General features: G+C 72.2%; 24 protein-coding genes. 11 read left to right on the forward strand and 13 right to left on the reverse strand.

All coding sequences use genetic code 11. The features are described 5' to 3' along the window. Positions 1-5 precede the first annotated feature (5 nt). The 3 genes from ADL34_RS04415 to ADL34_RS04425 all read right to left on the reverse strand — a co-directional run bounded on the left by ADL34_RS04415 (position 6) and on the right by ADL34_RS04425 (position 3,185). Entirely contained in the window at positions 6-785 is a 780-nt protein-coding gene (locus tag ADL34_RS04415) for an HAD-IIA family hydrolase (protein ID WP_062665109.1), read from the reverse strand. A 176-nt stretch (positions 786-961) separates the two neighbouring features. Then, positions 962-1,789 (reverse strand): hypothetical protein, encoded by an 828-nt coding sequence (locus tag ADL34_RS04420; protein ID WP_062665112.1) that lies wholly within the window; start codon positions 1,787-1,789, stop codon positions 962-964. 277 nt (positions 1,790-2,066) lie between these two features. Next, entirely contained in the window at positions 2,067-3,185 is a 1,119-nt protein-coding gene (locus ADL34_RS04425) for an ROK family transcriptional regulator (protein WP_062665114.1), read from the reverse strand. A 48-nt stretch (positions 3,186-3,233) separates the two neighbouring features. Between ADL34_RS04425 and ADL34_RS04430 the strand changes: the two genes are divergently transcribed. Next, positions 3,234-4,307, forward strand: a complete 1,074-nt coding sequence (locus tag ADL34_RS04430) for a Gfo/Idh/MocA family oxidoreductase (RefSeq protein ID WP_062665115.1) — start codon at positions 3,234-3,236, stop codon at positions 4,305-4,307. Beyond that, positions 4,304-4,810, forward strand: coding sequence for a heme-degrading domain-containing protein (locus ADL34_RS04435; protein WP_062665117.1), 507 nt, complete (start codon positions 4,304-4,306; stop codon positions 4,808-4,810). Before ADL34_RS04430 ends, ADL34_RS04435 begins: the two co-directional genes overlap by 4 nt. Positions 4,811-4,877: 67 nt before the next feature. Here the strand turns inward: ADL34_RS04435 and ADL34_RS04440 are convergent, their stop codons facing one another. From ADL34_RS04440 to ADL34_RS04455, 4 genes are all read right to left on the reverse strand, one after another. Further along, positions 4,878-5,735 carry a fumarylacetoacetate hydrolase family protein gene (locus ADL34_RS04440; protein WP_062665119.1) on the reverse strand — a complete coding sequence of 286 codons (858 nt, stop codon included), beginning with the start codon at positions 5,733-5,735 and terminating at the stop codon, positions 4,878-4,880. 130 nt (positions 5,736-5,865) lie between these two features. Beyond that, on the reverse strand, positions 5,866-6,579 hold the full coding sequence (locus ADL34_RS04445; RefSeq protein WP_062665121.1) for a YidC/Oxa1 family membrane protein insertase: 714 nt from the start codon (positions 6,577-6,579) through the stop codon (positions 5,866-5,868). Between the two features lie 116 nt (positions 6,580-6,695). Next, positions 6,696-7,007: a DUF6412 domain-containing protein gene (locus ADL34_RS04450; protein WP_062665122.1), complete on the reverse strand. Its 312-nt coding sequence runs from the start codon at positions 7,005-7,007 to the stop codon at positions 6,696-6,698. Between the two features lie 247 nt (positions 7,008-7,254). Then, positions 7,255-7,791 carry a winged helix-turn-helix transcriptional regulator gene (locus tag ADL34_RS04455; protein WP_079034017.1) on the reverse strand — a complete coding sequence of 179 codons (537 nt, stop codon included), beginning with the start codon at positions 7,789-7,791 and terminating at the stop codon, positions 7,255-7,257. Between the two features lie 58 nt (positions 7,792-7,849). Here ADL34_RS04455 and ADL34_RS04460 point away from each other — a divergent pair, with 58 nt between their 5' ends. From ADL34_RS04460 to ADL34_RS04490, 7 genes are all read left to right on the forward strand, one after another. After that, positions 7,850-9,259 (forward strand): MFS transporter, encoded by a 1,410-nt coding sequence (locus ADL34_RS04460; protein WP_062665124.1) that lies wholly within the window; start codon positions 7,850-7,852, stop codon positions 9,257-9,259. Positions 9,260-9,351: 92 nt separating this feature from the next. Further along, positions 9,352-10,374, forward strand: a complete 1,023-nt coding sequence (locus ADL34_RS04465; RefSeq protein ID WP_062665125.1) for an SEC-C domain-containing protein — start codon at positions 9,352-9,354, stop codon at positions 10,372-10,374. A 166-nt stretch (positions 10,375-10,540) separates the two neighbouring features. Further along, positions 10,541-13,615 carry a DUF3427 domain-containing protein gene (locus ADL34_RS04470; RefSeq protein WP_062665126.1) on the forward strand — a complete coding sequence of 1,025 codons (3,075 nt, stop codon included), beginning with the start codon at positions 10,541-10,543 and terminating at the stop codon, positions 13,613-13,615. Positions 13,616-13,810: 195 nt separating this feature from the next. Further along, entirely contained in the window at positions 13,811-14,056 is a 246-nt protein-coding gene (locus ADL34_RS04475) for a hypothetical protein (protein ID WP_062665133.1), read from the forward strand. Between the two features lie 199 nt (positions 14,057-14,255). Next, entirely contained in the window at positions 14,256-14,489 is a 234-nt protein-coding gene (locus tag ADL34_RS04480) for a hypothetical protein (protein WP_062665142.1), read from the forward strand. A gap of 168 nt (positions 14,490-14,657) precedes the next feature. Continuing rightward, complete coding sequence (locus ADL34_RS04485) at positions 14,658-15,515, forward strand: LLM class flavin-dependent oxidoreductase (protein ID WP_062665154.1); 858 nt, start codon at positions 14,658-14,660, stop codon at positions 15,513-15,515. A gap of 128 nt (positions 15,516-15,643) precedes the next feature. Further along, positions 15,644-15,946 (forward strand): hypothetical protein, encoded by a 303-nt coding sequence (locus ADL34_RS04490; protein WP_062665287.1) that lies wholly within the window; start codon positions 15,644-15,646, stop codon positions 15,944-15,946. A 211-nt stretch (positions 15,947-16,157) separates the two neighbouring features. Here ADL34_RS04490 and ADL34_RS04495 read toward each other — a convergent pair whose 3' ends face one another. Together ADL34_RS04495 and ADL34_RS04500 are read right to left on the reverse strand one after the other, a co-directional pair. Next, a complete protein-coding gene (locus ADL34_RS04495; RefSeq protein WP_062665163.1) occupies positions 16,158-17,666 on the reverse strand; it encodes an MFS transporter in 1,509 nt (502 codons plus the stop codon). 54 nt (positions 17,667-17,720) lie between these two features. Then, the gene (locus ADL34_RS04500) at positions 17,721-18,983 is read right to left on the reverse strand and encodes a DUF445 domain-containing protein (protein WP_420714240.1); all 1,263 of its coding nucleotides are present in this window, start codon (positions 18,981-18,983) and stop codon (positions 17,721-17,723) included. Between the two features lie 334 nt (positions 18,984-19,317). Between ADL34_RS04500 and ADL34_RS04505 the strand changes: the two genes are divergently transcribed. Next, positions 19,318-20,655 carry an SGNH/GDSL hydrolase family protein gene (locus ADL34_RS04505; protein ID WP_062665167.1) on the forward strand — a complete coding sequence of 446 codons (1,338 nt, stop codon included), beginning with the start codon at positions 19,318-19,320 and terminating at the stop codon, positions 20,653-20,655. A gap of 48 nt (positions 20,656-20,703) precedes the next feature. On the opposite strand, the gene ADL34_RS04510 is transcribed toward ADL34_RS04505, so the two are convergent. Genes ADL34_RS04510 through ADL34_RS04525 form a run of 4 tightly spaced genes read right to left on the reverse strand, consistent with a single transcriptional unit; the run spans position 20,704 to position 24,079 of the window. Continuing rightward, a complete protein-coding gene (locus tag ADL34_RS04510) occupies positions 20,704-21,414 on the reverse strand; it encodes a DUF1707 SHOCT-like domain-containing protein (protein WP_062665169.1) in 711 nt (236 codons plus the stop codon). Between the two features lie 33 nt (positions 21,415-21,447). Next, positions 21,448-22,455, reverse strand: a complete 1,008-nt coding sequence (locus tag ADL34_RS04515; protein WP_062665170.1) for an ABC transporter ATP-binding protein — start codon at positions 22,453-22,455, stop codon at positions 21,448-21,450. Positions 22,456-22,464: 9 nt separating this feature from the next. Further along, entirely contained in the window at positions 22,465-23,286 is an 822-nt protein-coding gene (locus tag ADL34_RS04520) for an ABC transporter permease (protein WP_062665172.1), read from the reverse strand. Continuing rightward, positions 23,279-24,079, reverse strand: a complete 801-nt coding sequence (locus tag ADL34_RS04525) for an ABC transporter permease (RefSeq protein ID WP_062665289.1) — start codon at positions 24,077-24,079, stop codon at positions 23,279-23,281. Before ADL34_RS04525 ends, ADL34_RS04520 begins: the two co-directional genes overlap by 8 nt. 257 nt (positions 24,080-24,336) lie before the next feature. Between ADL34_RS04525 and ADL34_RS04530 the strand changes: the two genes are divergently transcribed. Next, complete coding sequence (locus ADL34_RS04530) at positions 24,337-26,697, forward strand: transglycosylase domain-containing protein (protein ID WP_062665290.1); 2,361 nt, start codon at positions 24,337-24,339, stop codon at positions 26,695-26,697. The last annotated feature ends 1 nt before the right edge of the window (position 26,698 follow it).

Below are 26,698 nucleotides of genomic sequence, written 5' to 3' on the forward strand. Positions count from 1 at the left end.
GCGTTTCAGATCCGCTCGACGAGGTCCGCGATCGAGTCGACGACCTGGGAGGGCCGGTAGGGGAAGTTCTCCACGTGCTCGGGGCGGGTCAGGCCGGTGAGCACCAGGAACGTCTGCATCCCGGCCTCCATGCCGGCCAGGACGTCGGTGTCCATCCGGTCGCCGATCATGGCGCTCGTCTCGGAGTGGGCACCGATGGCGTTCAGTCCGGTCCGCATCATCAGCGGGTTGGGCTTGCCCGCGAAGTACGGCTGCTTGCCGGTCGCCTTGGTGATCAGCGCGGCGACGGCGCCGGTCGCCGGCAGCGGCCCTTCGGCGGACGGGCCGGTCTCGTCGGGGTTGGTGCAGATGAAGCGGGCCCCGTCGTTGATGAGCCGGACCGCCTTGGTCATGGCCTCGAAGGAGTAGGTGCGGGTCTCGCCGAGGACGACGTAGTCCGGCTCGTGGTCGGTGAGGATGTACCCGATGTCGTGCAGCGCGGTGGTCAGGCCCGCCTCGCCGATGACGTACGCCGACCCGCCGGGCCGCTGGTCGTCCAGGAACTGGGCGGTGGCCAGGGCGGACGTCCAGATGTTCTCCAGCGGCACGTGCAGGCCCATGCGGTTCAGGCGGGCGTGCAGGTCGCGCGGGGTGTAGATCGAGTTGTTGGTGAGGACGAGGAAGGGCCTGCCGGATTCGCGGAGCTTCGTGATGAACGCGTCCGCGCCGGGGATGGGGACGCCCTCGTGGATGAGCACACCGTCCATGTCGGTGAGCCAGGACTCGATGGGCTTGCGGTCTGCCATGGTGATGTGACTCTCCTGGCCTGCGTGCGGAGACGGGCTGCGGGCGCCGGAACCACGCCGTACCGGCGGCTCCAGCCTAGTCAGGACCGGTCGGCCCCGACCCGCCGATCATGCGTGACCGGCCGCCGCCGGGGGAAGGCCCGTGCCGCGTGCCCGGCTCCGCGGACCTGCGGACCTCAGCGGCGCTTGCGGGCGATCAGGAGGGTGGCTCCGGCGAGCAGGAGGGCCACGGTGGTGGTGAAGGTGACGCCGGGCGGGGAGGTGAGGCCGGTGCGGGCCAGTTCGTCGGCGAGGGTGAGCCGCTCCCGCGGGGTCTCGCCGGGGGACGGGGAGGCGTCCGGGTCGGCGGGCACGGCGGAGGCGTCCCGGTCGCCGGGGTCGCTCGGACCGTCCGTGGCGTCCGTGCCGTCCGGGGCCGGGCTTCCGGACGGGTCGTCCTCGTCGGCGGGGGCGCCCTCGACGGTGAACCGGTAGTCGTCGGACTGGCCGACCCAGTCGCCGTCGCCGTCGTGCCGCTGGACCACGGCCGCGTTGGCGGTGACCTCGTTGGGTACGGCGTCGGAGGTGAACGCGAGCCGGACCTTCACGGTGACGGTCTTGCGGGGGCCGACGGTGAAGCCGGGGAAGCCGTCGAAGGCGCCGACGAGCTCGTCCTGGTCGGTGGCCTCGAAGCGGACCCGGCGGGGCCGGTCGTCGCGGCCGCCGGGGTGGAACTCCAGGCGCGGCTGGGACGGGGTCAGGCCGCGCTTGTCGTCGACGAGGACGACGACGGGGTGGATGCCGGTGCAGGTGCGTCCGGTGCGGTTCCTCAGGTCCAGGTACCAGGTGCCGGATCCACCGCCCGCCGTGTACGTCTTCGGCCCGCCGTGCAGGCGGGTGGCCAGCGGGAAGGTCCCGCCGTCGCCGGCGCAGCCGGGCGCGGCGGGTTCCGCGCCCGCCGGGGGTGCGACGGCGACGAGGGCGGCTGCGGCGAGGCAGAGGGCTACGGGTGTGTGCAGTCGCATGAACACATGACCATGCCGGTCGGGAGGGCCTTTCGGGCGATGCCGTCCCGTACGGACGCGCGGGACCGCCCGATCGGCGCAGGACCGCCGCCCGGCCGGGCGCGGCCCGCCCGGGTCACCCCTCGCCCTCCCGAGCCGTCGCCCGCCCCGAGCGACGGGTGTGCGCCGCCACGCCGTCGGACGCGGCCCGCCCGGGTCACCCCTCGCCCTCCCGAGCCGTCGCCCGCCCCGAGCGATGGGTGTGCGCTGCCACGCCGTCGGACGCGGCCCGCGCGGGTCACCCCTCGGCACGCCCGAACAGGGGTGCGAGCAGCAGCTGTGCCGCCCCCTCGGCGACTCCGTCGCCCGCGCCGGGGGCGAGCCGTACGGGAACGGTCTCCTCGCCGGCGCGCCGGGCGCGGGCGTCGAGGACGGCGGCGACCCCGTCGACGAAGGTGTCCGGTGCGGCGGCGACCGTGCGCCCGCCGAGCAGCACGAGGTCGACGTCGAGCAGCGCGACCAGGTTGCCCGCGGCGGTGCCGAGCACTCTGGCCGCCTCCGCCGTGTCGCCCCGGGCGACGGCGGCCAGGCACAGGGCCTCGACGCAGCCCCGGTTGCCGCATCCGCAGGGCGGGCCGTCCAGCTGGACCACCTGGTGCCCGAACTCCCCGGCCCCGGTGCGGGTGCCCCGGTGCACGGTCCCGCCGATGACGAGCCCGCCGCCGAGGCCCGCCCCGAAGTGCAGATAGGCGAAGGAGGCGCCGGCCGTCTCCGCGCGGCCGACGGCGAGGGCGAGGGCGGCGGCGTTGGTGTCCTTGTCCACGACGACGGGCAGCGACAGGCGCCGCAGGAGCACGCTGCGCAGCGGGAAGCCGTTCCACTCGGGGAACCCGGTGACGCGGTGCAGGACGCCGCGCCGGTGGTCGAGCGGACCGGGCAGCGCCACTCCGACGCCGAGGACCGGGCCCGGCCGCGCGGCCCCGGACACCAGGCCCGTCACCTCGGTCACCAGCCGGTCGACGACGGTGTCCGCACCGGCCCCGAGATCCAGGGCGGCGCCGCGCCGGGCGACGACGGTGCCGGTGAGATCGCAGAGCACGGCCGTCAGCTCGTCCCGGTCGAGGTGCACGCCGACCGCGTGCCCGGCCTCGGGGACCAGCCGCAGCACGGTCCGCGGCTTGCCGCCGGTGGAGGCCCGTCGGCCCGCCTCCGCGGCGAGGCCCTCCTCCCGCAGCCTGGCCGTGATCTTGCTGACCGCCTGCGGGGTGAGCCCGGTGCGCTCGGCGAGTTCGAGCCGGCTGATGCCGCCGGGGCCGGCCGTGCGCAGCAGATCGAGCACGAGCGCGGTGTTGTGGCTGCGCAGGGCGCCCAGGTTCACCCCGCCGGCCCCGCCTTCCGTCCTGTTCACGTCTCCCATTGTCCCCGGCGCTTGCACTTTGGCAACAGCGTTGCCAAAGTGGGTCGTATGAGTGCTACTCCCCTCCGCGTGGGCCTCGTCGGCTACGGACTGGCCGGCTCCGTCTTCCACGCCCCGCTGATCGCCACCACCGAGGGTCTCGCCCTCGACACGGTGGTCACCTCGAACCCCGAGCGGCAGCGGCAGGCCCGCGCCGAGCACCCGGACGTGCGTGTCGCCGCGTCGCCGGACGAGCTGCTCGCCCGCGCCGGCGAGCTCGACCTGCTCGTCGTCGCGTCGCCGAACAAGACGCACGTCCCGCTCGCCACCGCCGCCCTGGAGGCGGGCCTGCCGGTCGTCGTGGACAAGCCGCTGGCCGGCACGGCGGCCGAGGCGCGCGGGCTGGCGGCGCTGGCCGAGGAGCGCGGCCTGCTGCTGTCCGTCTTCCAGAACCGCCGCTGGGACAACGACTTCCTCACCCTGCGCCGCCTCCTCGACGACGGCGAGCTGGGCGAAGTCTGGCGCTTCGAGTCCCGCTTCGAGCGCTGGCGTCCGCAGACCAAGGGCGGCTGGCGCGAGTCCGGCGACCCCGCAGAGATCGGAGGTCTGCTCTACGACCTCGGCAGCCACGTCGTCGACCAGGCCCTCGTCCTCTTCGGCCCGGTCACCCAGGTGTACGCCGAGGCGCTCGTCCGCCGCTCCGGCGCCGAGGCCGACGACGACACCTTCCTCGCCCTGACACACGCCAACGGCGTCCGCTCGCATCTGTACGTCTCCGCCACGACCGCGCAGCTCGGCCCCCGTTTCCGGGTGCTCGGCTCGAAGGCCGGGTACGTCAAGCACGGCCTGGACCCGCAGGAGGCGGAGCTGCGCGAGGGACGGCGGCCCGGCGACGGAGCCGGCTGGGGCACCGAGCCCGAGGAGCTGTACGGACGGCTGGGCGCCGGCGAGTCCCCGCTCACGGGCGGCGGCACCGCCGTCCCGACCCTGCCCGGCGACTACCCCGCCTACTACGCGGCCGTCGCGGCGGCCCTGCGCGACGGCGGCCCCAACCCGGTGACCGCTCTGGAGGCGGCCGCCGCCCTGGACGTACTGGAGGCGGCGCGACGCTCCGCCCGTGACGGAGTGACGGTGACCCTGTGACGCACACGAGCGGACCGACCCCGAAGTCCCAGCCCGAGCTCACGCCCTCGCTGGAGGAGCTGGAGGCCCAGGAGCGGCGCCTGGTCTTCACCCGGTTCACCCACGAGGACGCGTGGGCGCTGGGCTCCCTGCTGGTGGAGCTGGCCCGGGAGCGCCAGGCGCCGGTCGCGATCGACATCCACCGCGCCGGGCAGCAGCTGTTCCACGCGGCGCTCGCGGGCGCCACGCCCGACAACGACGCGTGGATCGCCCGCAAGCGCCGGGTCGTGGAGCGCTACGGCGCCTCGTCCTACCTGGTGGGCGCCCGGTTCCGCGCCAAGGGCACGACGTTCGAGGAGTCCTCGCGGCTGGACCCCGACGTCTACGCGGCCCACGGCGGCTCGTTCCCGATCACCGTGGAGGGCGCCGGGGTCGTCGGCGCGGTCACGGTGAGCGGACTGCCTCAGCTGGCGGACCACCGGATGGTGGTGGAGGCGCTGGAGAGCTTCCTGGCGAAGGGGTAGGACCCGGGACCGTGTGGCGGGTGAGACTCCGGGACCGTGTGGCGGGCGCGCCACACGGTCCCGCCCGTCAGGCCTGCTCGAACTCCTGCCGCTGCCGGCCGAGCCCCTCGATCTCCAGCTCCACCACGTCCCCGGCCCGCAGGTACGGCTTCGGCTCGGGCCGCCCCAGCGCGACCCCGGCCGGCGTCCCCGTGTTGATGACGTCACCGGGGTAGAGGGTCATGAAGTGGCTGACGTACCGCACGACCTCCCCCACCGGGAAGATCTGCTCGGCCGTCGTGCCGTCCTGCTTCAGCTCGCCGTTGACCCACAGCCGCAGCGCGAGACTCTGCGGGTCGGGCACCTCGTCGGCCGTCACCAGCCACGGGCCCAGCGGGTTGAACGTCTCGCAGTTCTTGCCCTTGTCCCAGGTGCCGCCCCGCTCGATCTGGAACTCCCGCTCGGACACGTCGTGCGCCACCGCGTACCCGGCGACATGCGCGAGCCCCTCCTCGGCGGACTCCAGATAGCGGGCCGTACGGCCGATGACGACCGCCAGCTCGACCTCCCAGTCCGTCTTGGCCGACCCGCGCGGCACCAGGACGGTGTCGTCGGGGCCGACGACGGTGTCCGGCGCCTTGAAGAAGACGACCGGCTCGGACGGCGGCTCGGCACCGGTCTCCCGGGCGTGGTCGTGGTAGTTGAGGCCGATGCACACGATCTTGCCGATCCGCCTGAGCGGCGGCCCGATCCGCAGCCCCTCCGGGTCCAGCGCGGGCAGCTCGCCCGTGCCTGCGGCGGCACGGACGCGACCGAGCGCCTCGGGGTCGGCGAGCAGCGGTCCGTCGATGTCCGGGACGAGACCCGACAGGTCCCGCAGGGTCCCCTCGGCGTCGAGCAGCGCGGGCCGCTCCGATCCGGCCGTACCGACGCGCAGCAGCTTCATGGTCACAATCTCCCTCGATCGCGGGGCGCCCGCCGACGGGTGCAGCCATCGGAGGACTGGTCGATCGTCCAAGCTGCGCGGGCAGTCCGCAAGACCCGGTTCACGTACTGGACCGGACGCCGGGTCCGGGTCATCGGTAGAGAGCGGCGCGCTCGACGGCGCTCCACGTCGTGCTGGTCACCACGTAGAGGGCGGCGGCCAGCGGCACCACGGCGACGGTGAAGAGGGTGAGGAAGGACATGAACGGCATGACCCTGCTCATCGCCCCCATGCCGGGCACGGCCTGCCCGTCGGCCACGGGCGCCACCGGGTTCGCGGCCATCATCCGCTTCGTACGCCGGTAGTTGAACGCGGCGACACCGGCGACCAGCAGGAACAGCACGAGGTACACGAGCCCGGCCGGGCCGAGGGCGCCCCCGTCGCCGAGCGCGTCGGCCCAGCGGTCACCGAGGGGCGCGGCGAACAGCTGGTGGGACAGCAGCTCGTTGGCGTGGCCGCCGATCGTCGTGTTGGAGAACAGGTGGTACAGCAGGAAGAAGGCGGGCAGCTGGAACAGGCCCGGCAGACAGCCGGCGAGCGGGGACACCTTCTCCTCGCGGTGCAGCTCCATGACGGCCCGCTGAAGCCGCTCGGGGTCGCGGCCGTGCTTCTTGCGCAGCTCGGCGAGCTTCGGCTGGAGTTCCTGGCGCGCCTTCTGACCCCGTGCGGCGGCCCGGGACAGGGGGTGCACGAGGAGCCGTACGAGGGCGGTGAACAGGACGATCGCGGCGGCGGCCGCGGTGGCGCCGAACAGCGGGGTGAGCAGGTCGGCGAGCCGCTGAACGACGTCGGCGAAAACGGACATGGGTGAGCCCTCCGTGGGTCTCGTCGTGCCGGGGTGGGTGGATGCCGGTGGACGGCATGGCGGCATGACGACCCGCGTCGGGTCACATCAACGGCTGAGGGAAAGGAGGGTGTGCCCTACGCGAAGGTCGTCGCGAGGGCGTGCCCGGGTGCCCTGGGCCGTGGCCGGCCGGAGGCGTCGGGGTCGCGTTGGGGCAGGAAGGCGGTGCGCCGGGCCCGGTCTCTGATGGCCGTCCGTACGCGGGTGGGCGGCACGGTGGGCGCGGCCCGCGAGGCGAGGAGGGAGCAGGCGGCGAACGCGGAGCTCGCGGCGGCGGTGGCCGCGAGGGCGACGGTCGCGGAGAGGCTGCCCGTGTCGAGGAGCGCGACCTCCAGGAACAGGAACACCAGCAGGGCGGCGGGCCGCAGACGCGACGCTGTGCGGATCATCGGCTGCCCTCCCCTCGGCGTACTGACGCCTGCCTGGCTGTGCTGACGTTCGTCACGGTCCTGACCTTCGTCACGGTCCTGACCTTCGTCACGGTCCTGACCTGCGTCACGGTCCTGACCTGCGTCACGGTCCTGACGTTCGTTATACAGGACGCGCGACGGGAGGGGATCGTTCCGCCGACCGGCCCACAGGTCAGGCGCGGCGCCCTGGTCAGGCACGGCCCGCTGGTCAGGCGCGGTCCCCTGGTCAGGCGGGCTCCACCTCGAGGGGCTCCAGCAGGCGCTTGGGCCGCAGCAGGGCCCGGCCGACCGGGTCCGCGGGGTGGGGGTCGACTCCGGGTCCCGGCACCATCTCGACGTCGGCGACGGGGACGACGGTCCCGCAGGCCGGGCACTCGCCGTACGCCCCCAGCTCGGTACCGCAGCCGGCGTGCCGGAAGACGCGGAGCTTGCGCTCGCCGAAGTGCTCGCGGCCCCACAGGCCGAGGGACCGCAGAGTGGGCCACAGGGCGGTGCCACGCTCGGTGAGGACGTACTCGTCGCGCGGCGGGGACTGCTGGTAGCGGTGCTTGACGAGGATGCCCTCGGTGGTGAGCGTCTGCAGGCGGGCGGCCAGGACGGCGCGCGGGATGCCGAGGTGGACGAGGAAGTCGTTGTAGCGCCGGACGCCGTAGAGCGCGTCGCGGACGATCAGGAGCGTCCACCGCTCACCGACGATCTCCAGCGCGCGGGCGATGGAGCAGTCCTGCGTCGCGTAGTCCTTACCCAGTGCCATGGCGTCCAATGTACCGCTTTCCACCTCCTTGGTTCAGTGAACAGACTCACGATGCTACGGTGAGCCCATGCCCAGGTTCACTGAACGAACTGACGCCGCCGTGGCCCCCGCCCCGGCCGCCGGCCCGACCTCCCCGCCCGGCGCGCGATCGGGCCGCGCCACCCTCGCGCTGACCAGCGCCGCCACCGCCGTGGCCCTGATGACGTACACGGCCCCGATGGTCACGCTCCCCGAGACCGCCGCCGATCTGCACACCCCGCTCTCCGCGCAGGCGTGGCTCCTGAACGGCACCCCGCTGGGCCTCGCCGCCCTGCTCCTGGTCGCCGGCAGCCTCGCCGACGACTACGGGCGGCGCCGGATCTTCGTCGCGGGCACCCTGGCGCTGGGCGTCACGACGGCGCTGGGCGCGCTGACCAGTTCGACCTGGCTGTTCACGCTGGCCCGCGTCGCGCAGGGCGCCGCGAGCGCGGCCCTCCTCGCCAGCAGCCTCGGCCTGATCGTCCACGCCTTCCCTAGCCCGCGCGGCCGGCTGCACGCCACCGGGGTGTGGGGCGCGTTCGTCAGCGGCGGCATCGCCGTCGGCCCTCTCGTCGCCGGGGCGATGCCCAGCTGGCGCGTCGCCTACGGCGTGCTGGGCGCGGCCGCGCTCGTGGTGGCCGCCCTGTCCCACCGCGCCCTCACCGAGTCCCGCGCCCCGCGCGGCGGCCGCCCCGACCTGGCCGGCGCGGTCACCTTCGGCCTGGCGCTGGTCGCCCTGGTCGCGGCACTGACCCTGGGCCGGGACGGCTGGCTGCGGGCACCCGTGGCCCTGCTGCTCCTCGCGGCCGTGGTCCTGCTGGGGCTCTTCGCGGTCGTGGAGCGGCGCACGGCGACCCCCATGATCGACCTGGGCCTGCTGCGCCGCCCCGGATTCCTGGCCTCCTCCGCCGGCGGCCTGTTCACCGGCCTCGCGGTGATCGGCCTGTTCAGCTTCCTGCCCGCACTGCTCCAGCAGACGCTCGGCCTGTCCGCGATGGACACGGCCTGGCTGTTCCTGCTGTGGTCCGGGCTGTCCTTCGCCGTGGCCCTCCAAGCCCGCAGGCTTGCGGGCCGCATCGCACCGCGCCTCCAGCTGGCCCTCGGCTTCGCCCTGCACGCGGCGGGCACCCTGACCATGCTGGGCGCACTCGGCTCCGGCTCCTGGACCCGGCTGCTGCCCGGCCTGATCGTCGCCGGTGTGGGCAGCGGCCTGCTCAACGCCGCGCTGCCCCTGCTCGCCGTGGAGTCGGTCCCGGCCCAGCGGGCCGCGATGGGCTCGGGCGCCCAGCAGACCTTCCGGTACATCGGCTCCTGCGCGGGCGTGGCCCTCACGATCGCGGTCGTGACGTCCACGAAGGGCGGCCTGACCCACGGCGCCGACATCGCGATGGTCGTCTCGGCGGTCCTGTCCCTGGTGGCGGCGGCAGCGGTCGCGGCGCTGCGGGACCGAACGGCCTGAGGGGCTCCCCTCCTGTTCTCCCTTCCTGTTCTCCCTCCCTCTTCTCCCCTCCGTCCTCTCCCAGGACATGTACGGGCAGTACGGTGTCCCCCATGCGCCCCGACACGCCTGCCGAAAACGTCGACCACACCGCCGAGGCGGCACGCCTGGAGCGAACCGCCGGCCTCTACCCCGAGGACGCCGAGGCCCTGCTGCTGCGGGCCGCGGCCCACCTGGAACTGTCCGGCGACCGCCCGGCCGCGACCGCCCTGTACGACCGCCTGCTGGCGTCGTCGGACCCCCTGGAGAACCCCCATCTGGTGCGCGCCCTCAAGGCGTCGAACCTCTGGGAGTACGGCCACGAGGCCGAGGCCAGAGCGATCATCGACGGGGTCCGCGCGTCCGCCCCGAGGGACCCGGCCCCTTGGGTGATCGTCGCGGAGGCGCTGGAGGCGCACGACGAACTGGAGCAGGCGCAGGAGACGTTCACGCAGGCGGCCCGGCTCCTCCTGACGGACGCCGAGGAACCCCCGTACGCGACGCACCCGCTGCTGTTCGGCCGCCACCGGGTCCGCCGCATGCTGGGCCTGGCCCACGACGAGTGGGACGCCCTCGCGGACACCCTGCACTCGATGCCGGTCTCCCTGGACGAGCTCCACGACCCCAAGCGGGTCTGGTCCCTGGGCTCGGACAACCCGGCGGAGCTGGAGGCGGAGATCTCCCGCCTGCGCGCCGAACTCGGCGCCTACCGGGAGGCCCTGTCCCGCCCGTTCCCGGTGGCGATGCTGCGCTGGCCCGCGGACGAACTGACCGAACTGCTCACGGCGTACCCGTCACTGTCCGCCGAGTACCCGTCGCACGATGAGCACCTGGCGACGATAGAGACGTCCCTGCGCGAACTGTCCGCGTCCGGCACCCCGAATCTGGGCATCGTCACCGGCACGGTCCCGTCCTACGAGGCCTTCGCCGCCTCCGAGCTGTCCTCCCCGGAGGACCCGACCCTCCTCCCCCAGTACGCGACCACCCTGGCCGCCCGAGGCCGAGCCATCGCCTGGCCACCGCAGCGGGGGGCGGATTGCTGGTGCGGGTCGGGGCGGGGGTATGGGGAGTGCCATGGGGTGGACTCGGCGGTCTGAGGCCGCCGAGTGACCTCGTGCCCCTCCCCCCGTTGTCCCGTGGGCTGTCAGTGGCTCCTGCTAGAACTGAGCCACTGAAGTGCGGGATGGGGGGACCAGCGTGGCTCAGCCGAGGGATCTGTCGCAGCCTGTCGCGGGCGTCTACGAGGCGGTCGTCACCCGGCGTATGCAGCAGCAGATGGAGCAGCTGCACGCGGCGGGGTGGAAGGCGATCGACGACGAGGTCAGCGAGGAGTCGTCGCCGCACGTCCTCGCCCGGCACATCGGACAGGCGGTGAGCCGGCGGCTCGCGCAGCTGCCACCCGACCGGCGCGTCACCGTGGCCAACCAGATCATGGCGTCCCTCGCCACCGGCACCGAGGACGGCGGCGAGACGGACACCATCGCCGAAGGGCCTCGGCAACTGCTCGCGCTGGCCGAGAAGGAGGCCCCGGGCGTCTACGCGGTACGTCCGCTGACGCCGCTGTCGGAGACCGCGCTCATCACCAACGCGCCCGACGACCCCAGCCTCGGCAGCGAGCTCCGCGCCGAGCTCGCGACCGCCGACCGGATCGATCTGCTCTGCGCCTTCGTGAAGTGGTACGGCCTGCGGGTGCTGGAGGACTCCCTGCGGGCGGCCGCCGAGCGTGGCGTGCCCATCCGCGTCATCACCACGACCTATATCGGCGCCACCGACCGCCATGCGCTGGACCGGCTGGTACGTGACTTCGGCGCAGAGATCAAGGTCAACTACGAGACCCGCTCCACCCGGCTTCACGCGAAGGCGTGGCTGTTCAGGCGGGACAGCGGATTCGACACGGCGTACGTCGGCAGCTCCAACCTCTCCAAGGCCGCGCTCCTCGACGGCCTGGAGTGGAACGTCCGGCTGTCGTCCGTGGCCACGCCGGCCGTGCTCAGCAAGTTCGAGGGCACCTTCGACGCCTACTGGAACGACATCGCGTTCGAGTCCTACGACCCGGATCGCGACGCCCACCGGCTGGACGACGCGCTGCGTACCGCGGGCGGGCCGGTGTCCGGCAGGGACGCGAAGATCAGCCTGTCCGGTCTCGAGGTCCGGCCGTACCCCCACCAGGCCGACATGCTGGAGCGGCTGCGCGTCGCACGCGAGGTCCACGGGTACCACCGGAACCTTCTCGTGGCCGCCACCGGTACGGGCAAGACCGTCATGGCCGCCCTCGACTACCGGGAGCTGCACCGGCGGGGCGGCGGACGGCCCTATCCGCGGCTGCTCTTCGTGGCCCACCGCAAGGAGATCCTCAAGCAGTCGCTGCGCATGTACCGCGAGGTACTCGACGACGCGTCCTTCGGTGAGGTCCTGTACAGCGGCGAGCTGCCCCGCGACTGGAAGCACGTGTTCGCCAGCGTTCAGTCGCTCACCGGGCAGCGTCTCGAGCAGTTCGCTCCGGAGCACTTCGACGTCGTCGTCGTGGACGAGTTCCACCACGCCACCGCGACCACGTATCGCCGGGTGCTCAGCCACTTCCAGCCGAAGCAGCTCCTCGGGCTGACGGCCACCCCTGAGCGCGCCGACGGCCTCAACGTCCAGGACGCGTTCTTCGAAGGCCGGATCGCCGCCGAGATGCGACTGTGGGAAGCCCTCGACAACGACCTGCTGTGCCCGTTCCACTACTTCGGCGTGCCGGACGGCACGGATCTGAGACGGCTCGACTGGCGTACGGGCGCGTACGACCAGACACAGCTCGGGGAGCTGTTCTCCGCCGACGACGCCCGCGCCCGCATCGTCATCAAGCAGGTGCGGGACAAGGTTCCCAATCCGGCCACCATGCGGGCCCTCGGCTTCTGCGTCAGCAGGAAGCACGCCCATTTCATGGCACGGTACTTCCGGGAGGCAGGCTTCGAGGCCGAGGCGCTGGACAGTGCATCGCGTCCTGAGGTGCGCGAGGAGGTCCTGTCGCGGCTCAAAGAGGGCAGGACCCAAGTGGTCTTCTCCGTCGACCTGTTCAACGAGGGCCTGGACATCCCCGACGTCGACACCCTGCTGCTCCTGCGACCGACGAGCAGCGCCACGGTGTTCCTCCAGCAACTCGGACGAGGCCTGCGCCGTACGCCGGACAAGCCCGTGCTCACGGTGCTCGACTTCATCGGCCAGCACCGCGCCGAGTTCCGCTTCGAGGAGCAGTTCCGGGCGATGACCAACCTCTCGCGCGGCCGCCTGCTCGAGCACGCCGAACACGACTTCCCGGTGCTGCCGTCCGGCTGCCAGATCATCCTCGAGGGCAAGTCGAAGGACCTGGTGCTGGACAACATCCGGACCCAGCTGAAGGCGACGGCCCAGACCCTGGCCCGTGAGGTGCGGGCGTTCCACACACCACGCCTCGCGGACTATCTGCGCGAAAGCCGGCGCGAGATCCGCGAGTTGTACAAGTCCACCAACTCATGGACGTCGATCCTGCGCCGGGCCGGACTGGCCGGGGAGCCCGAGCAGCCCGGCGAGGCAGACCTGTTGAAGCGCGTGCACGCGTTCCTGCACGTCGACGACCGGGAGCGTGCCGACGCGTATCTCCGCATGCTGGCCGACGACGCGCCGGCGTACGCGTCACTCAGCCCTCGGGACCAGACCTACGCGCGCATGCTCTTCTTCACGCTCTGGGACAAGGCCGGCGGGTTCGGGTCCTACAGCGAGGGCTTCGAGGCGCTCCGCGGACAGCGCGCGCTGCGCAGCGAACTGCGCCAGGTCCTCCGCCATGTGCTGGAGCAGGCCGACCACCTGCCCGTCCCTCTCGAAGGGCCGCACACCGACGTCCCGTTGAAGGTCCACAGCGCGTACAACCGGTCGGAGATCCTGGCAGCACTCGGCGTGGTCCGCTTCGGCGGGCAGATGCCCGGCTCCTTCGCGCAGGGCGTGCTGTGGGACGAGGCGCATCAGACCGACGCACTGCTGATCACACTGGAGAAGAACGAGAAGGACTTCTCCCCCACCGTGCGCTACAAGGACTACGCGCTGAGCCCCTGGCTCTTCCACTGGGAGTCGCAGAGCACCACGGCGGACACCTCGCCGACCGGTCTCCGGTACCGGGAGCATGAGCGGCGCGGCAGCCACGTACTGCTGTTCGCCCGGCGCTACAACGAGACCGACATCGGCAAGGCACAGCCGTGGATGCTGTTGGGACCGGCCACCTACGTCCAGCACGAGGGCAGCAAGCCCATGGCCATCACCTGGCGCCTCCATCACGAACTGCCCGCGGACGTGAGGTCGTACGCGAGCATCGCCGCAGGGTAGGGCCGTCGTTGTCCGCCGACCGGCTGATACCCGGTCAGTGTCGAGTGGGGTCCGTGGTTCTGATGCCCCCTCACCGCCATGGCCCGTTCGGCAGTCCTCGGGCGGCGGGGGGTGGGATATCGGATTAGCCTCCGAGATGAGCGCAAAGTGGGTCATTTCGTGTGCGCTCGGCCGATCCCACCCGTAGGAGGAACAATGCGCAAGCTTCAGAGGGCCGCTCTCGCGGCCGTAGTGGTCGGTAGCCTCACCTGCATAGCCACCGGCACGGCCAGCGCGCAGCCCGCCTACGGTGGCGACGGTTGCCACTCGCACGACTTCAACCTGGACATCCTCGGTGAGGTCGGGATCGCCAACGGGCTGGCGGGCAATCTGCTCAACGGTGAGGGGAGCCCAGGCGCGCAACAAACTCACCAGGGTTCCAGCTGCGGCGGGGGCCACTGAGCCGCACGTTCGCCGCTGACGACTCACCCCGATGGGCCCCGGTGCCCGGGCACACGCCCGGTGCCGGGGCCCTCGTCCGTGTCCGTGTACATGTCTCGGGGACGTACCCGGCGGTCGGGTTCCCGGGTCGTTGGGGGAGGATGGCAGGCCGGACCGATCCCCGGAGATGACCTTCCGGGGCGAGTGAGGGGGAGAGCGCGTGGGGGTGCTCGTACTGGCCGGGATTCTGCTGCTCGTCGTCCTGGGCTGCGTCTGTGTCGTGTGGGCGGCGCGGGGCGGGCCGCGCTGGGTGCGGGTGGTGTCCGCCGTGACGCTGGGCGTCGCCGGGATCGTCACGGCGCTCGTCCGGGGGATGGGGTCGTCCCAGTCCGGGTCGGGGTCGAGGTCCGGGTTCAGTTCCGGTTCCGGTTCTGGTTCTGATTCGGGGGACTGACCCCCGTAAATCGATTGTCGGGCGGATTCGGGGCCGGATACCGTGCCCTCACTTCGACGAGACGTTCCCCGGAGACACGCCGCAGCGTGGGAGCGTCCCACCTCCTCGATGAGGTGCGGGAGGGGCGGCAGCTGACTTTGTCGACCCCTCATCCCGGAGGTTCCCCAGATGAACACCACCCTCGACGTGGGCATCGGTCTGCCCATCGGTGATCCCGACGCCCTCCTCACCTGGGCCCGGCGCGCCGACGCCGGCCCCTTCAGCACCCTCGGGCTGCTGGACCGTCTCGTGCACGACAACCCCGAACCGCTCGTCGCCCTCTCCGTCCTCGCGGGTGCCACCTCCCGGATCCGGGTGCAGACCGAGGTGCTGCTCGCCCCGTTGCGCGGCACCGCCCTGCTGGCCAAGCAGGCGGCCACCCTGGACCGGATGACCGGGGGGCGGCTCGTCCTCGGGCTGGGGGTCGGCGGGCGGGAGGACGACCATCTCGTCGCCGGTACCGATCTGCGGACCCGAGGGCGTCTCATGGACCAGCAGATGGTGCTGATGCGCCGTCTGTGGGCGGGCGAGGCATACGGGGAGGGCGCCGGTCCCATCGGGCCCGCGCCCGCCCGTGCCGGCGGCCCCCAGGTGCTGTTCGGCGGCTTCCAGCCGGCCGCGCTCGAACGCGTCGCGCGCTTCGGTGACGGCTTCCTCGCCGCGGCTCCGCCCTCCTGGGCGGGCGGGCTGTTCGACACCGTCCGCGGCTTCTGGAAGGAGTACGGCCGGGACGGCGAACCCCGCCTGGTGGCCCAGGTGAACGTGGCGCTCGGCCCGCAGGACGTGGTCGACGACGCCCGTTCCCGGCTGCTCGCCTACTACGCCTTCACGGGCATGGCCGACCGGATGGCCGAGGGGCTGCTCACCACCCCGGCCGCGATCCGCGCCGCGTTCACCGCCTACGCCGATCTGGGCGTCCACGAGGTGATGCTCTACTGCTACGGCGTGGACCCCGACCAGGTGGACCGCCTGGCCGACGTGCTCTGACGCCTGTTCCGGCACCGGGCCGAAGCGCGGGGGCCTCGCCGGTGGAAAGCGGCGTGGGCCCGCCCGTTATCTTCATGCTCTACAGCTCGGCCGGCAGCATCGGCCGGCGCAAGCGGTTGGAGGGACACATGGCGAGGATCCCCAGCGCGGTGGTCGCCGCGAGCGGGCTCGTCGGCGGGTACGGCGTGGCCCGCTGGACCAGGAAGCGGCAGCTGGGCGGAGCCGTGCTGGCCGTCGCGGGGGCCACGGCCGCGCAGCAGTGGCGGCGGCAGGCCGGCGACCGGGCCGCGGTGGCGCTGACCGTCACCTACGCCGCCGCCTTCGCCGGTTCGCACCCGCTGGCCCGGAAGGTCGGCGCCTGGCCGGCCGTCTTCGGTGTCGCGGGCGCCGTGGCCCTCGCGTCCTGGGCGGTCGCCGACCGCCGGGGATGACGCGCGCACCCCCCGCCGGGCCCGACGGGGGGTGACGCACGCATGAGGCGCCGGTCCCGGCAATGGGTGACGCATGCATGAGGCGCCGGTCCCGAACGGGCTCGGCGCCTCATGTTCGTGGACCCGTACCGGTCCACTCGCCCGCTACGGCCATGCCGTTACGGACCCGCCGCTACGGCCCTGTCGTTACGGGACCGCCGTCACGCCCCCATCACGGACCCGCCGTCCCCGGCGCCGGTGCCGGGCGGACGCCCTCGCCGGCCGGATCGGCGACCGCCGACAGCGGCTTGGCGATGTCCTCCAGGGACCGGCGTTCCGCCTTGACGGCCAGGAACGCCGCGACCAGCCCGGCCGCGCACATCAGCCCGGCGCCGATCTGGAACGCGAGGACCGTGTCGCCGACCACGCCCGTCTCCGTGAGCTTGGCGAACAGCAGCGGGCCGCTGATGCCGCCCGCCGCGGTGCCGAGGGCGTAGAAGAAGGCGATGGACATGGCCCGGGTCTCCATCGGGAAGACCTCGGAGACCGTCAGGTAGGCGCTGGACGCACCGGCCGAGGCGAAGAACAGCACCGCGCACCAGCAGGCCGTCATCGTGGTCGCGCTCAGCGAACCCCGGTCGAACAGCCAGGCCGTGCCGAACAGCAGCAGACCGGACAGCAGGTACGTCGACGAGATCATCACGCGCCGGCCCACCGTGTCGAACAGCTTGCCGAGCAGCAGCGGCCCCATGAAGTTGCCGACCGCGATGACGGCGAAGTAGTAGCCGGTGTTGCCGCTCGGCACGTCGAAGAACTGGGTCAGGATCGCGCCGAAGCCGAAGGTGATGGCGTTGTAGAGGAACGCCTGGCCGATGAAGAGGGCGAAGCCGAGGGTGGCGCGCCGGCGGTACTTGGCGAAGACGGTGCGGCCGATCTCCATGAAGGTGACGCTGCGGCGCTGGCGGATAGTGATCTCACCCTCCGCGCGCGGCAGCGGCTCGTCCCGGCCGGCCTCCACCTTCTCCTCGATGGAGGTCACGATCCGTTCCGCCTCGTCGTCCCGGCCGTGGATCAGCAGCCAGCGTGGGCTCTCCGGGACGTGCCGTCGTACGAGGAGGATGACCAGGGCGAGGACGGCACCGAGCGCGAAGGTCAGCCGCCAGCCGACGTCCGCGGCGAAGATCGAGGTGTCCAGGGCGACGATCGACAGCAGCGCGCCGCCGACGGCGCCCAGCCAGAAGCTACCGTTGATCATCAGGTCGACGCGGCCGCGGAACTTCGCCGGGATCAGCTCGTCGATCGCGGAGTTGATCGCCGCGTACTCGCCGCCGATTCCGAAGCCGGTGAGGAAGCGGAAGAGGAAGAACCACCAGGTGTGGAAGCTGAACGCGGTCAGCGCGGTCGCGGCCAGGTACACCGCGAGCGTGATCATGAACAGCTTCTTGCGGCCCCAGCGGTCGGTCAGCCGGCCCCAGAACAGGGCGCCGATACAGGCACCGGCCACATAGAGCGCGGCGGCGAGCCCGGTGACCTGACCGGAGGAGATGGGAAGTCCGCTGCCCGGTTCGGACAGGCGGGGCGCGATGTTCCCGACGACCGTGACCTCCAGGCCGTCGAGGATCCAGACGGTCCCGAGACCGATCACGATGGTCCAGTGCCAGCGGGACCACGGCAACCGGTCGAGTCTCGCGGGGATGTCGGTGGTGATCGTGCGGCCGCTCTCGGCCTGTGCCGTGCTCATGGGCTCCCTCCTCGGCGAGTGGAACGCTCGTCGGGTGCCCGCGCGACGGCAGGTCTACGCCCCCAGTGCCCGCGCCACCGTGTAGATCACCAGTCCGGCGAGCGAGCCGACCACGGTGCCGTTGATCCGGATGAACTGCAGATCGCGTCCGATGTGCGCCTCGATCTTGCGGGTGGTGTGCTCGGCGTCCCAGCCCGCCACGGTGTCCGTGATCAGGGAGGTGATCTCCGCGCGGTACGTCGTCACGACGTGCACGGCGGCGCCCTCGACCCAGCGGTCCACCTTGTTCTGCATGGACGGCTCGGCGGCCATCCGGGCGCCCAGGGACAGCAGGGAGGAGCGCACGCGCAGCCGCAGCTCGCTGCGTTCGTCCTCGGCCGCGGACACGATCATGGAGCGTACGGCGGTCCAGGCCGAGGCGATGAGGTCCTGCACCTCGCCGCGGGCCAGCACCTCGCCCTTGAGCCGTTCGACACGCGCCCGGGTCTCGGTGTCGGACTGCAGGTCGGAGGCGAAGTCGATGAGGAACCGGTCGAGGGCGCCGCGCGCCGGATGGGAGGGCATGTCCCGCATCTCGACGCAGAAGCGGACCAGTTCCTTGTAGACGCGCTCGCCGACCTTGCGGTCGACGAACCTCGGCGTCCAGCCGGGGGCACCGCCCTGCACGGCCCCCATGACGTCGTCGCCGTGCAGCACGAGCCAGTCGTGGGCCTTGGCCACGATCAGGTCGACGGCCCGCCGGTGGCCACCCTCGGCGACGATGCCCTCCAGCATCTTGCCGACGCCGGGCGCGATCTCGCGGGCGTCGGCGCGGCGCGTGATGGCCTCGCCGACGACGGCCTGGACGTCGGAGTCCCGCATGACCGTCAGGGCGCCGCGCAGCGCGGTCGCCAGCTCGGCGGTGACCCGGTCGGCGTGGGCGGGTTCGGCGAGCCAGGCGCCGAGCCGGCTGCCGATGCCGACGGCGCGCAGCCGCTGCCGTACGACGTCCTCGGAGAGGAAGTTCTCGCCGACGAACTCGCCCAGGGAGACACCGAGCTGGTCCTTCTTGTTCGGGATGATCGCGGTGTGCGGGATGGGCAGGCCCAGCGGGTGCCGGAAGAGGGCCGTCACGGCGAACCAGTCCGCGAGCGCGCCGACCATGCCGGCCTCCGCGGCGGCGGCGACGTAGTCGGCCCAGGCACCGGCCCCGTGGTGGGAGGCGACCTCGGCGAGGACGTACACGAGGGCGACGAACAGCAGCAGGCCGGTCGCGGTGAGCTTCATCCGCCGTACGCCGCGCCGCTTCTCCTCGTCGGCAGCCGTGAACGTGGACATGGCGCGGACGGCCGCCGGGGGCACGTCCCGGTTACCGGGGGCCTGCGGCCGGGCATGCTCCCCTACGCCACGCGTTCCCGATTCCTCCGGATTCGTACGTTCCATTCTGCTCCGCCCGTCCGTGATCCCCCGCACACATTGTCCCTTCCCGACCTACTCCTGGAACGAATCAGGAGTTCCCGGCGTCTGTCCTCGGGGGGAGAGCGATGACGACTCCGGAACACTCCGGGCGGCCCAATGGGGGGTCTGTGCAACTCCCTTCCGCCTTATGACGCATCATGAGGTGATCACATCGGAGCCTCGGGCTCCCATCCGTCCGAGGAGAACGCACCGCATGACCAGGCGTACCGGTTATGCCTTGCTCGCCGCGATCGTCGCATTGATCGTCACCCTGTCCGTCGGTCTGTACATCGGGGTCGCCGCCGACCACGGCAGCGCCACCGGCACGACCGCCCCCGCGCAGCGCGGCACCGGCCGCGGCCCCGCCGCCCCCGCCTCCACCGGCCTGTGGGTCGGCGCCTGGTCGGCGTCCCCGGTCGGCGCGGAGCCGGGCACCGAGGTCGAGGGCCTGGTGGGCCGCTCCCTGCGCAACGTCGTGCACGTCGGCGTCGGAGGTACGAGTGCCCGGATCACGCTGTCCAATCTCTACGGCCAGTCGTCGCTGACGATCACGCACGCGTCGATGGCCGTCGCCGCCGGCCCCGGCACCGCGGCCGCCGTCGCGGACACCATGCGGCGCCTGACCTTCGGCGGCAGCACCACCGTCGTCGTACCGCCCGGGCAGCAGGTGCTCAGCGACGCGGTGCGCATCGCGGTCCCCGCCGACTCCGACGTGCTGGTCACCACGTACTCGCCGACCCCGTCCGGCCCGGTGACCTGGCACCCGCACGCCCGTCAGACCAGCTACGTCGGCGAGGGCGACCTGACCGAGGACACCACGGGCGCCGCGTACACCGGGCAGGTCACGTCCTGGCGGTACCTGACCGCGGTGGACGTCCTCAGCAACGAGTCGGAGGGCACCGTCGTCGTCTTCGGCGACTCGCTCACCGACGGCATCACGTCCACGCTGAACGCCAACCGCCGCTGGACGGACGTCCTCGCACGCCGGCTGCGCAGCGCGATCGCGGCCGGCCAGGACCTGCCCCGCTACAGCGTCGTCAACCAGGGCATCAGCGGCAACCAGATCCTCGCCAGCGGCACCGGCCGGCCCGCCGACAACCAGGCCGGGCTGGGCCGCTACCACCGGGACGTGCTCTCCCGCACCGGCGTCAAGGTCGTCGTGATCGACCTCGGCGTCAACGACATCCTGCGCACCCCCGGCGTCGCCGACCCCGAGCGCATCCTCGACGGCCTGCGCACCCTGGTCCGCCAGGGCCACGCCCGCGGCCTGAAGGTCGTCGGCGCGACCCTGATGCCCTTCCAGGGCCACCGCGGCTACACCGACGCCCGCGAGCAGGTGCGGCAGCAGATCAACGCGCAGATCCGCGCGGGACGCGTCTTCGACGCGGTCGTCGACTTCGACGCGGCGGTCCGCGACCCGTACAACCCGCGCCGGTTCCGCGCCGACTACGACTCCGGCGACCATCTGCACCCCAGCGACAAGGGGTACGAGCGGATGGCGGACAGCTTCGACCTGAAGCTGCTGAAGGGCGCGGCCCCCGCCGAACTGTGAGCGACGGGGAAGAGGCGGACCCGGTGGCCGCCCCTTCCCCGTCCGCGTTCAGTCCTCGTCGGCCGGCGTCGGCAGTTCGCGCCGTCCGGCCTTGCGCTCCAGCTTCTCGCGGCGGCGCTCCTCGCGCAGCTCCTGCTTCTGGGCGCGCGTCAGCTTGCGCTCCACACCGACCCCGCCCCAGAACGCGAACCCGGACACGATCACCCGGGGCCCGCCGGGCTCGCCGAGGACACCGTCCTCACGGTGGTCGAAGCCCCCCATGACACCGATGCCGCGCACCACGACCTCCACGCCGGGCGGCACGATCACCTGCACGCCGCCCATGACGGCCACGCAGTTGATCTCGATCTCGCGGTCCGCGAAGTTCGCCTCCCGCAGGTCGATCTCCCCGCCGCCCCAGAACGCGACGCAGTTGAGCCGCTTCGGCGCCGTCCACCGCCCCTTGCGCTGGAACCCGGACAGCACGGCCACCGCCCAGGTCGGGGAGCCGTCACCGCCGACGATCCGCCCCTCCCACGGCTGGTCCTCGGGCGCGGCACGCTTGACCATGTCGACCCTCGGCACCGGCGCCGCGCCGACCGGCAGGTCCCGGGTCAGCGGCTCCAACTCGCCGTAGGTGCGGGCCTGGTAGGTGGCGTCGAGCCGGTCCCCGAACTCCTCCATGTCGAGCCGCCCCTCCGCGAGGGCGTCCCGCAGGACGTCGGCGACCCGTTCACGGTCGGCGTCGGAGGCACGCAGCTCCGGGGCGTTGTCGCTCATGACAGCAGCCTACGAGCAACTCCTGTCCGGGGGCTACGAGATGACCCGTCCCACGTCCTCCCGCGGCACCTGCGCGGACTCGGCCGGGCTGTGCAGCATGCGGGCGATCACCGCCTCGATGTCCGGCTCCCGTACCGACAGGTCCACCAGAGGGTGGTCGGCGGCGACCCGCGCCACCAGCGCCGCCGCCGACTCGGACGCCGGGAACGCCAGCCACTGGCGGGGCCCCTCCACCTTCACCACGCGGGCCGGGGCCGCCTCGATCGGCGGCAGCTCACGCTCCAGGTCGACCACGAGCATCCGCTCGCTCTCCCCCACCTCGTGCAGCCCGGCGAGCGCGCCGTCGTACACCAGCCGCCCGTGGTCGATGACCATGACGCGGGAGCACAGCTGCTCGATGTCCTGCAGGTCGTGCGTGGTGAGCAGCACCGTCGTGCCCCGCTCGGCGTTCAGCTCCCGCAGGAACGCCCGCACCCTGGCCTTCGACATCACGTCGAGGCCGATGGTCGGCTCGTCCAGGTACAGCACCTCCGGGTCGTGCAGCAGCGCCGCAGCGACGTCCCCCCGCATCCGCTGCCCGAGGGACAGCTGGCGCACCGGCACCTCCAGCAGGTCCTCCAGACCGAGGAGTTCGACGAGCCGGTCCAGGTTCTCCCGGTAGCGGGCGTCCGGGATCCGGTACATGCGGTGCATCAGCCGGTACGAGTCGATCAGCGGCAGGTCCCACCACAGCGTGGTGCGCTGCCCGAACACCACCCCGATGCGGTGCGCCAGCCTGGTCCGCTCCCGGGACGGATCGATGCCGGCCACCCGCAGCCGGCCGCCGCTCGGCGTCAGGATGCCGGTCAGCATCTTGATCGTCGTCGACTTCCCGGCGCCGTTCGGCCCGATGTAGCCCACCATCTCGCCGCGCGCCACCCGGAAGGAGATCGAGTCGACCGCCTGTACCCGCCGCCGCTCCCGCTTCAGGAAACCCGTCCTGCGGCGGACGTCGAAGACCTTCTCGACCCCGTCGACCTCGATGAACGCCTCGTCACCCATGTCCGTCCCTCAGCTCCCCGTACTCTGGTAAGCCCGCAGGCCCGCCCGCCACGCCAGCCCCGCCGCCGCGCAGCACACCGCCGCCACCAGCGGCGACGCGTACGTCGTCCACCCGGGCAGCGCCACCGGGTACGGCCGGCCCAGCACATGGGCGGCCGGCACCCAGTTGACGAAGGCGAGCGGCAGCGTGAACGTGACCCCGCGCACCAGGTCCTTGCCGAAGACCGTCGGCGGATACTGCAGCAGCGTCGTCCCGCCGTACGTGAACGCGTTCTGCACCTCGGCGGCGTCCTGCGCGACGATCTGGAAGGCCGCCCCCGCCACGAACACCGCGCCGAAGATCACCGCACCGCTCAGCACCATCACCGGCACCAGCAGCACCTTCGCCGCCGTCCACTCCACGTCCACCGCCGACAGCGCCCAGCCCAGCACCGCCAGGCCCTGCGTGATCCGGCCCAGCCGGCGCAGCGCGAAACGGTCCGCGCCGACCTGCGCCAGCACCGGCACCGGACGCACCAGCAACACGTCGAACGAACCGTCCCGCATCCGGGCGCCCAGCACGTCCATCGAGCCCAGCACCAGATCCGCGATCCCGAACGCCGTCACCGACAGCCCGTACAGGAACGCCACCTCCGGCAGCGACCAGCCGCCCAACGAGTCGACCTGCGAGAACATCAGCAGGATGCCCACGAAGTCCATCCCGGTCAGCAGCAGGTTGCCGACCACCGTGACCACGAACGACGTCCGGTACGTCATGCTGGACCGCACCCACATCCCGGCGATCAGCCGGTAGGCCCGCAGCCCCTCGAACACCGCGCCGCGCTCAGCCACCCTGCACCACCACCCGCCGCGTCGCCGCCGACTGCAGCGCCCGCCCCGCCGCCAGCAGCACCACCGCCCAGCCCGCCTGGAAGGCCAGCGCCCCCGACACCCCGGTCTCCCCCATCAGCACGTCCGCCGGCATCTGCAGCTGCGCCGCCCACGGCAGCACCCGCACCACCTCGCCGAACGCCCCCGGGAACGCGTTCAGCGGCAGCAGCATGCCCGAGAAGAACACACCCGCGATCATCAGCGCCTGGTTGACGCCCGTCCCGTCCAGCAGCCAGAACACGCTCAGCGCCACCAGATAGCGGATCGCGAAACTCACCACCGCCGCCAGCACCAGCGTGACCGTGAACGCCGCCCACCGGCCCACGTCCGTGGGCAGCGTCATCGGGAAGAACACCGCCCCGAACAGGAACGGCACCACCCCCCGGCCCAGCAACTGGAACGCGGCCCGCCCCAGGTCCCCGGCCAGCCACCACAGCTGCAGATCCACCGGCCGGTACAGGTCGACGGCGACCTCCCCGGTGCGGATGCGCTCCATCAGCTCCTTCTCCGCGCCCCCGCCCTGGATCGCCAGGGTCGCGAACAGGCACTGCCCCAGCCACACGTACGTCACCGCCTGCGCCTGGTCGTAGCCGCCGAGCCCCGGCCGCTCCTCCCACAGGGCCAGATAGGTGAAGACGAGGATCACACCGAAGACGGTGTTGGTGAACACCCCGGCCGCCGTGGCCAGCCGGTACGTCGCATACCGCCGGAAACCACCCACCGCGACGGCCAGGTACAACCGCCCCGCGCCCACGTCCACCACCCTCCTCACCCGCGCCGGCACCGAAGCGCAGGAGCCTAGTCGCCGCGCGAGGCGGCCTGCCAGCCGATTTCCGGGGCACCCTGAGGCGAGAAACAGCTCACTTTCCCCCAACACGCGCGCGTTTCCGGGAACGGAACACCCGGCGCGAGAGTCTTCAATGGGGGCGCAGCAGGCGTACGAGGGCGTACGGGAAGTACGACGTGAATGGCGTACGGAAGTACGACGTGAATCAGGAGTCCGAGCACGACATGAGCGAAGAGCCGCAGCCACAGCCGCAACAGCCGGCCGGGAAGCCCAAGCGACCCCGGCGGACGGGCTGGCGACGGATCATCCCGACCTGGCGCATGGTCCTCGGCACCTTCGTCATCGGCGTCCTGCTGCTCGCCGGCCTGTTCTTCCTCGGCTACTCCCTGGTCAAGATCCCGCCGGCCAACGCGCTCGCCACCAAGCAGGCCAACGTCTACATGTACGCCGACGGCTCCGTGATCGCCCGCGACGGCGAGGTCAACCGGGAGAACGTCACCCTCGCCCAGATGTCGAAGCCGGCCCAGCACGCCATCCTCGCCGCCGAGGACCGCGACTTCTACACCGAGTCCGCCGTCGACCCCAAGGCGATGGTGCGCGCCGCCTGGAACACCGCCACCGGCAAGGGCAAGCAGTCCGGCTCCACGATCACCCAGCAGTACGTCAAGAACTACTACCTGCGGCAGGAGCAGACCGTCACCCGCAAGGTGAAGGAGTTCTTCATCGCGATCAAGCTCGACCGCGAGAAGAGCAAGGACGAGATCCTCGAGGGCTACCTCAACACCAGCTTCTTCGGCCGCAACTCCTACGGCATCCAGGCCGCCGCCCAGGCCTACTACGGCATGGACGCCAAGGACCTCGACGCCGCCCACGCCGCCTACCTCGCCGCCCTGGTCAACGCGCCCAGCGAGTACGACGTCGTCGCCCACCCCGAGAACAAGGCCGGCGCCGTCGCCCGCTGGAACTACGTCCTCGACGGCATGGTCACCAAGGGCTGGCTCAAAGCCTCCGAACGGGCCGGGCTGAAGTTCCCCATGCCCAAGGAGTCCTCCACCTCCACCGGGCTGTCCGGACAGCGCGGCTACATCGTGCGGACCGTCCAGGACTACCTGATCAGGAACAAGATGGTCGACAAGGAGGACCTGGAGTTCGGCGGCTACCGCATCACCACCACCCTGCAGAAGAAGCGGCAGGACGCCTTCGTCGACGCCGTCGACGACAAGCTGATGTCCCGGCTGGACCCGAAGAAGCGCAAGGTCGACAGCTACGTCCGCGCGGGCGGCGCCTCCGTCGACCCGAAGACCGGCAAGGTCGTCGCGATGTACAACGGCGTCGACTACGTCAAGCAGTACACCCCGAACGCCACCCGCCGGGACTTCCAGGTCGGCTCCACCTTCAAGCCGTTCGTGTTCACCGCCGCCGTGCAGAACGAGTCGACCACCCGCGACGGCCGCCCCATCACCCCCAACACGGTCTACGACGGCACCAACCGGCGCCCCGTACAGGGCTGGCAGGGCAAGTACTACGCCCCCGCCAACGAGGACGACGTCTCCTACGGCGACATCTCCGTGCGCTCCGCCACCAACAAGTCCGTCAACGCCGTCTACGCGCAGATGGCCGTCGACGTCGGCCCGCAGAAGGTCAAGGACACCGCCGTCAAGCTCGGCCTGCCCACGGCCACCCCCGACCTGGAGCCTTACCCCTCCATCGCCCTCGGCACCGCCACCGCCAGCGTCCTGGACATGGCGGAGGCCTACGCGACCCTCGCCAACCACGGCAAGCGCGGCACCTACACCATGATCGAGAAGGTGACCAAGGACGGCGCCGAGGTCGTCGAGATGCCCCACCGCAAGCCCTCCCAGGCCGTCACCCGCGAAGCCGCCGACACCACGACCTCCGTCCTGCAGAGCGTCGTCGACAGCGGCACCGCCACCGCCGCCCAGGCCGCCGGCCGCCCCGCCGCCGGCAAGACCGGCACCGCCGAGGAGGACACCGCGGCCTGGTTCGCCGGGTACACCCCCGACCTCGCCACCGTCGTCGCCGTGATGGGCCAGGACCCCGTCACCGCCAAGCACAAGTCCCTGTACGGCGTCATGGGCCTCGACCGGATCAACGGCGGCGGCGCGCCCACCGAGATCTGGGCCCAGTACACGAAGGCGGCCCTGAAGGGGAAGCCGGTCACCGACTTCGACCTGGAGCTCCAGGAGAACGCCGAGGTGCCCCAGTACCCCACCTCCGACCCGACCCAGGGCGACGAGGACGAGGGTGACGAGGACGAGACCCCGTCCGGCGAGCCGTCCTCCGGCACCGGCACCGAGGGCCAGACCGGCGGCGAGACGCCCGGCGGCCCCGACGGCGGCACCAGCGCCGGCCAGGACGGCGGCGGCGACGGCGGCACGGACGACGGAGGCACCACCGACGGCGGCGAGAACGGCGGCACGAACGACGGCGGGACCACCGACGGGGGCGCCGGCAGACCCGGCGGCCAGGACGGCGGCACCACCACGGGCCAGGACGGCGGCACCGACACCGGTGGAGCGGGGACGACGGGCACCACGGCCGGCTTCCCGACCCGCAGACCGTAGG

Origin of the sequence: Streptomyces sp. NRRL WC-3605, assembly GCF_001509795.1 — a bacterium.
Classification (GTDB): Bacteria; Actinomycetota; Actinomycetes; order Streptomycetales; family Streptomycetaceae; genus Streptomyces; species Streptomyces viridochromogenes.

What these genes read in the sequence shown, in the direction of transcription:
- ADL34_RS04450 (WP_062665122.1), bottom strand. Translation starts at nt 7,007, where the DNA reads ATGATCCGCACAGCGTCGCGTCTGCGGCCCGCCGCCCTGCTGGTGTTC.
- ADL34_RS04465 (WP_062665125.1), top strand. Translation starts at nt 9,352, where the DNA reads ATGCGCCCCGACACGCCTGCCGAAAACGTCGACCACACCGCCGAGGCG.
- ADL34_RS04505 (WP_062665167.1), top strand. Translation starts at nt 19,318, where the DNA reads ATGACCAGGCGTACCGGTTATGCCTTGCTCGCCGCGATCGTCGCATTG.
- ADL34_RS04460 (WP_062665124.1), top strand. Translation starts at nt 7,850, where the DNA reads ATGCCCAGGTTCACTGAACGAACTGACGCCGCCGTGGCCCCCGCCCCG.
- ADL34_RS04510 (WP_062665169.1), bottom strand. Translation starts at nt 21,414, where the DNA reads ATGAGCGACAACGCCCCGGAGCTGCGTGCCTCCGACGCCGACCGTGAA.
- ADL34_RS04415 (WP_062665109.1), bottom strand. Translation starts at nt 785, where the DNA reads ATGGCAGACCGCAAGCCCATCGAGTCCTGGCTCACCGACATGGACGGT.
- ADL34_RS04445 (WP_062665121.1), bottom strand. Translation starts at nt 6,579, where the DNA reads ATGTCCGTTTTCGCCGACGTCGTTCAGCGGCTCGCCGACCTGCTCACC.
- ADL34_RS04475 (WP_062665133.1), top strand. Translation starts at nt 13,811, where the DNA reads ATGCGCAAGCTTCAGAGGGCCGCTCTCGCGGCCGTAGTGGTCGGTAGC.
- ADL34_RS04500 (WP_420714240.1), bottom strand. Translation starts at nt 18,983, where the DNA reads ATGTCCACGTTCACGGCTGCCGACGAGGAGAAGCGGCGCGGCGTACGG.
- ADL34_RS04440 (WP_062665119.1), bottom strand. Translation starts at nt 5,735, where the DNA reads ATGAAGCTGCTGCGCGTCGGTACGGCCGGATCGGAGCGGCCCGCGCTG.
- ADL34_RS04495 (WP_062665163.1), bottom strand. Translation starts at nt 17,666, where the DNA reads ATGAGCACGGCACAGGCCGAGAGCGGCCGCACGATCACCACCGACATC.
- ADL34_RS04430 (WP_062665115.1), top strand. Translation starts at nt 3,234, where the DNA reads ATGAGTGCTACTCCCCTCCGCGTGGGCCTCGTCGGCTACGGACTGGCC.
- ADL34_RS04515 (WP_062665170.1), bottom strand. Translation starts at nt 22,455, where the DNA reads ATGGGTGACGAGGCGTTCATCGAGGTCGACGGGGTCGAGAAGGTCTTC.
- ADL34_RS04420 (WP_062665112.1), bottom strand. Translation starts at nt 1,789, where the DNA reads ATGCGACTGCACACACCCGTAGCCCTCTGCCTCGCCGCAGCCGCCCTC.
- ADL34_RS04425 (WP_062665114.1), bottom strand. Translation starts at nt 3,185, where the DNA reads ATGGGAGACGTGAACAGGACGGAAGGCGGGGCCGGCGGGGTGAACCTG.
- ADL34_RS04530 (WP_062665290.1), top strand. Translation starts at nt 24,337, where the DNA reads ATGAGCGAAGAGCCGCAGCCACAGCCGCAACAGCCGGCCGGGAAGCCC.
- ADL34_RS04470 (WP_062665126.1), top strand. Translation starts at nt 10,541, where the DNA reads ATGCAGCAGCAGATGGAGCAGCTGCACGCGGCGGGGTGGAAGGCGATC.
- ADL34_RS04485 (WP_062665154.1), top strand. Translation starts at nt 14,658, where the DNA reads ATGAACACCACCCTCGACGTGGGCATCGGTCTGCCCATCGGTGATCCC.
- ADL34_RS04490 (WP_062665287.1), top strand. Translation starts at nt 15,644, where the DNA reads ATGGCGAGGATCCCCAGCGCGGTGGTCGCCGCGAGCGGGCTCGTCGGC.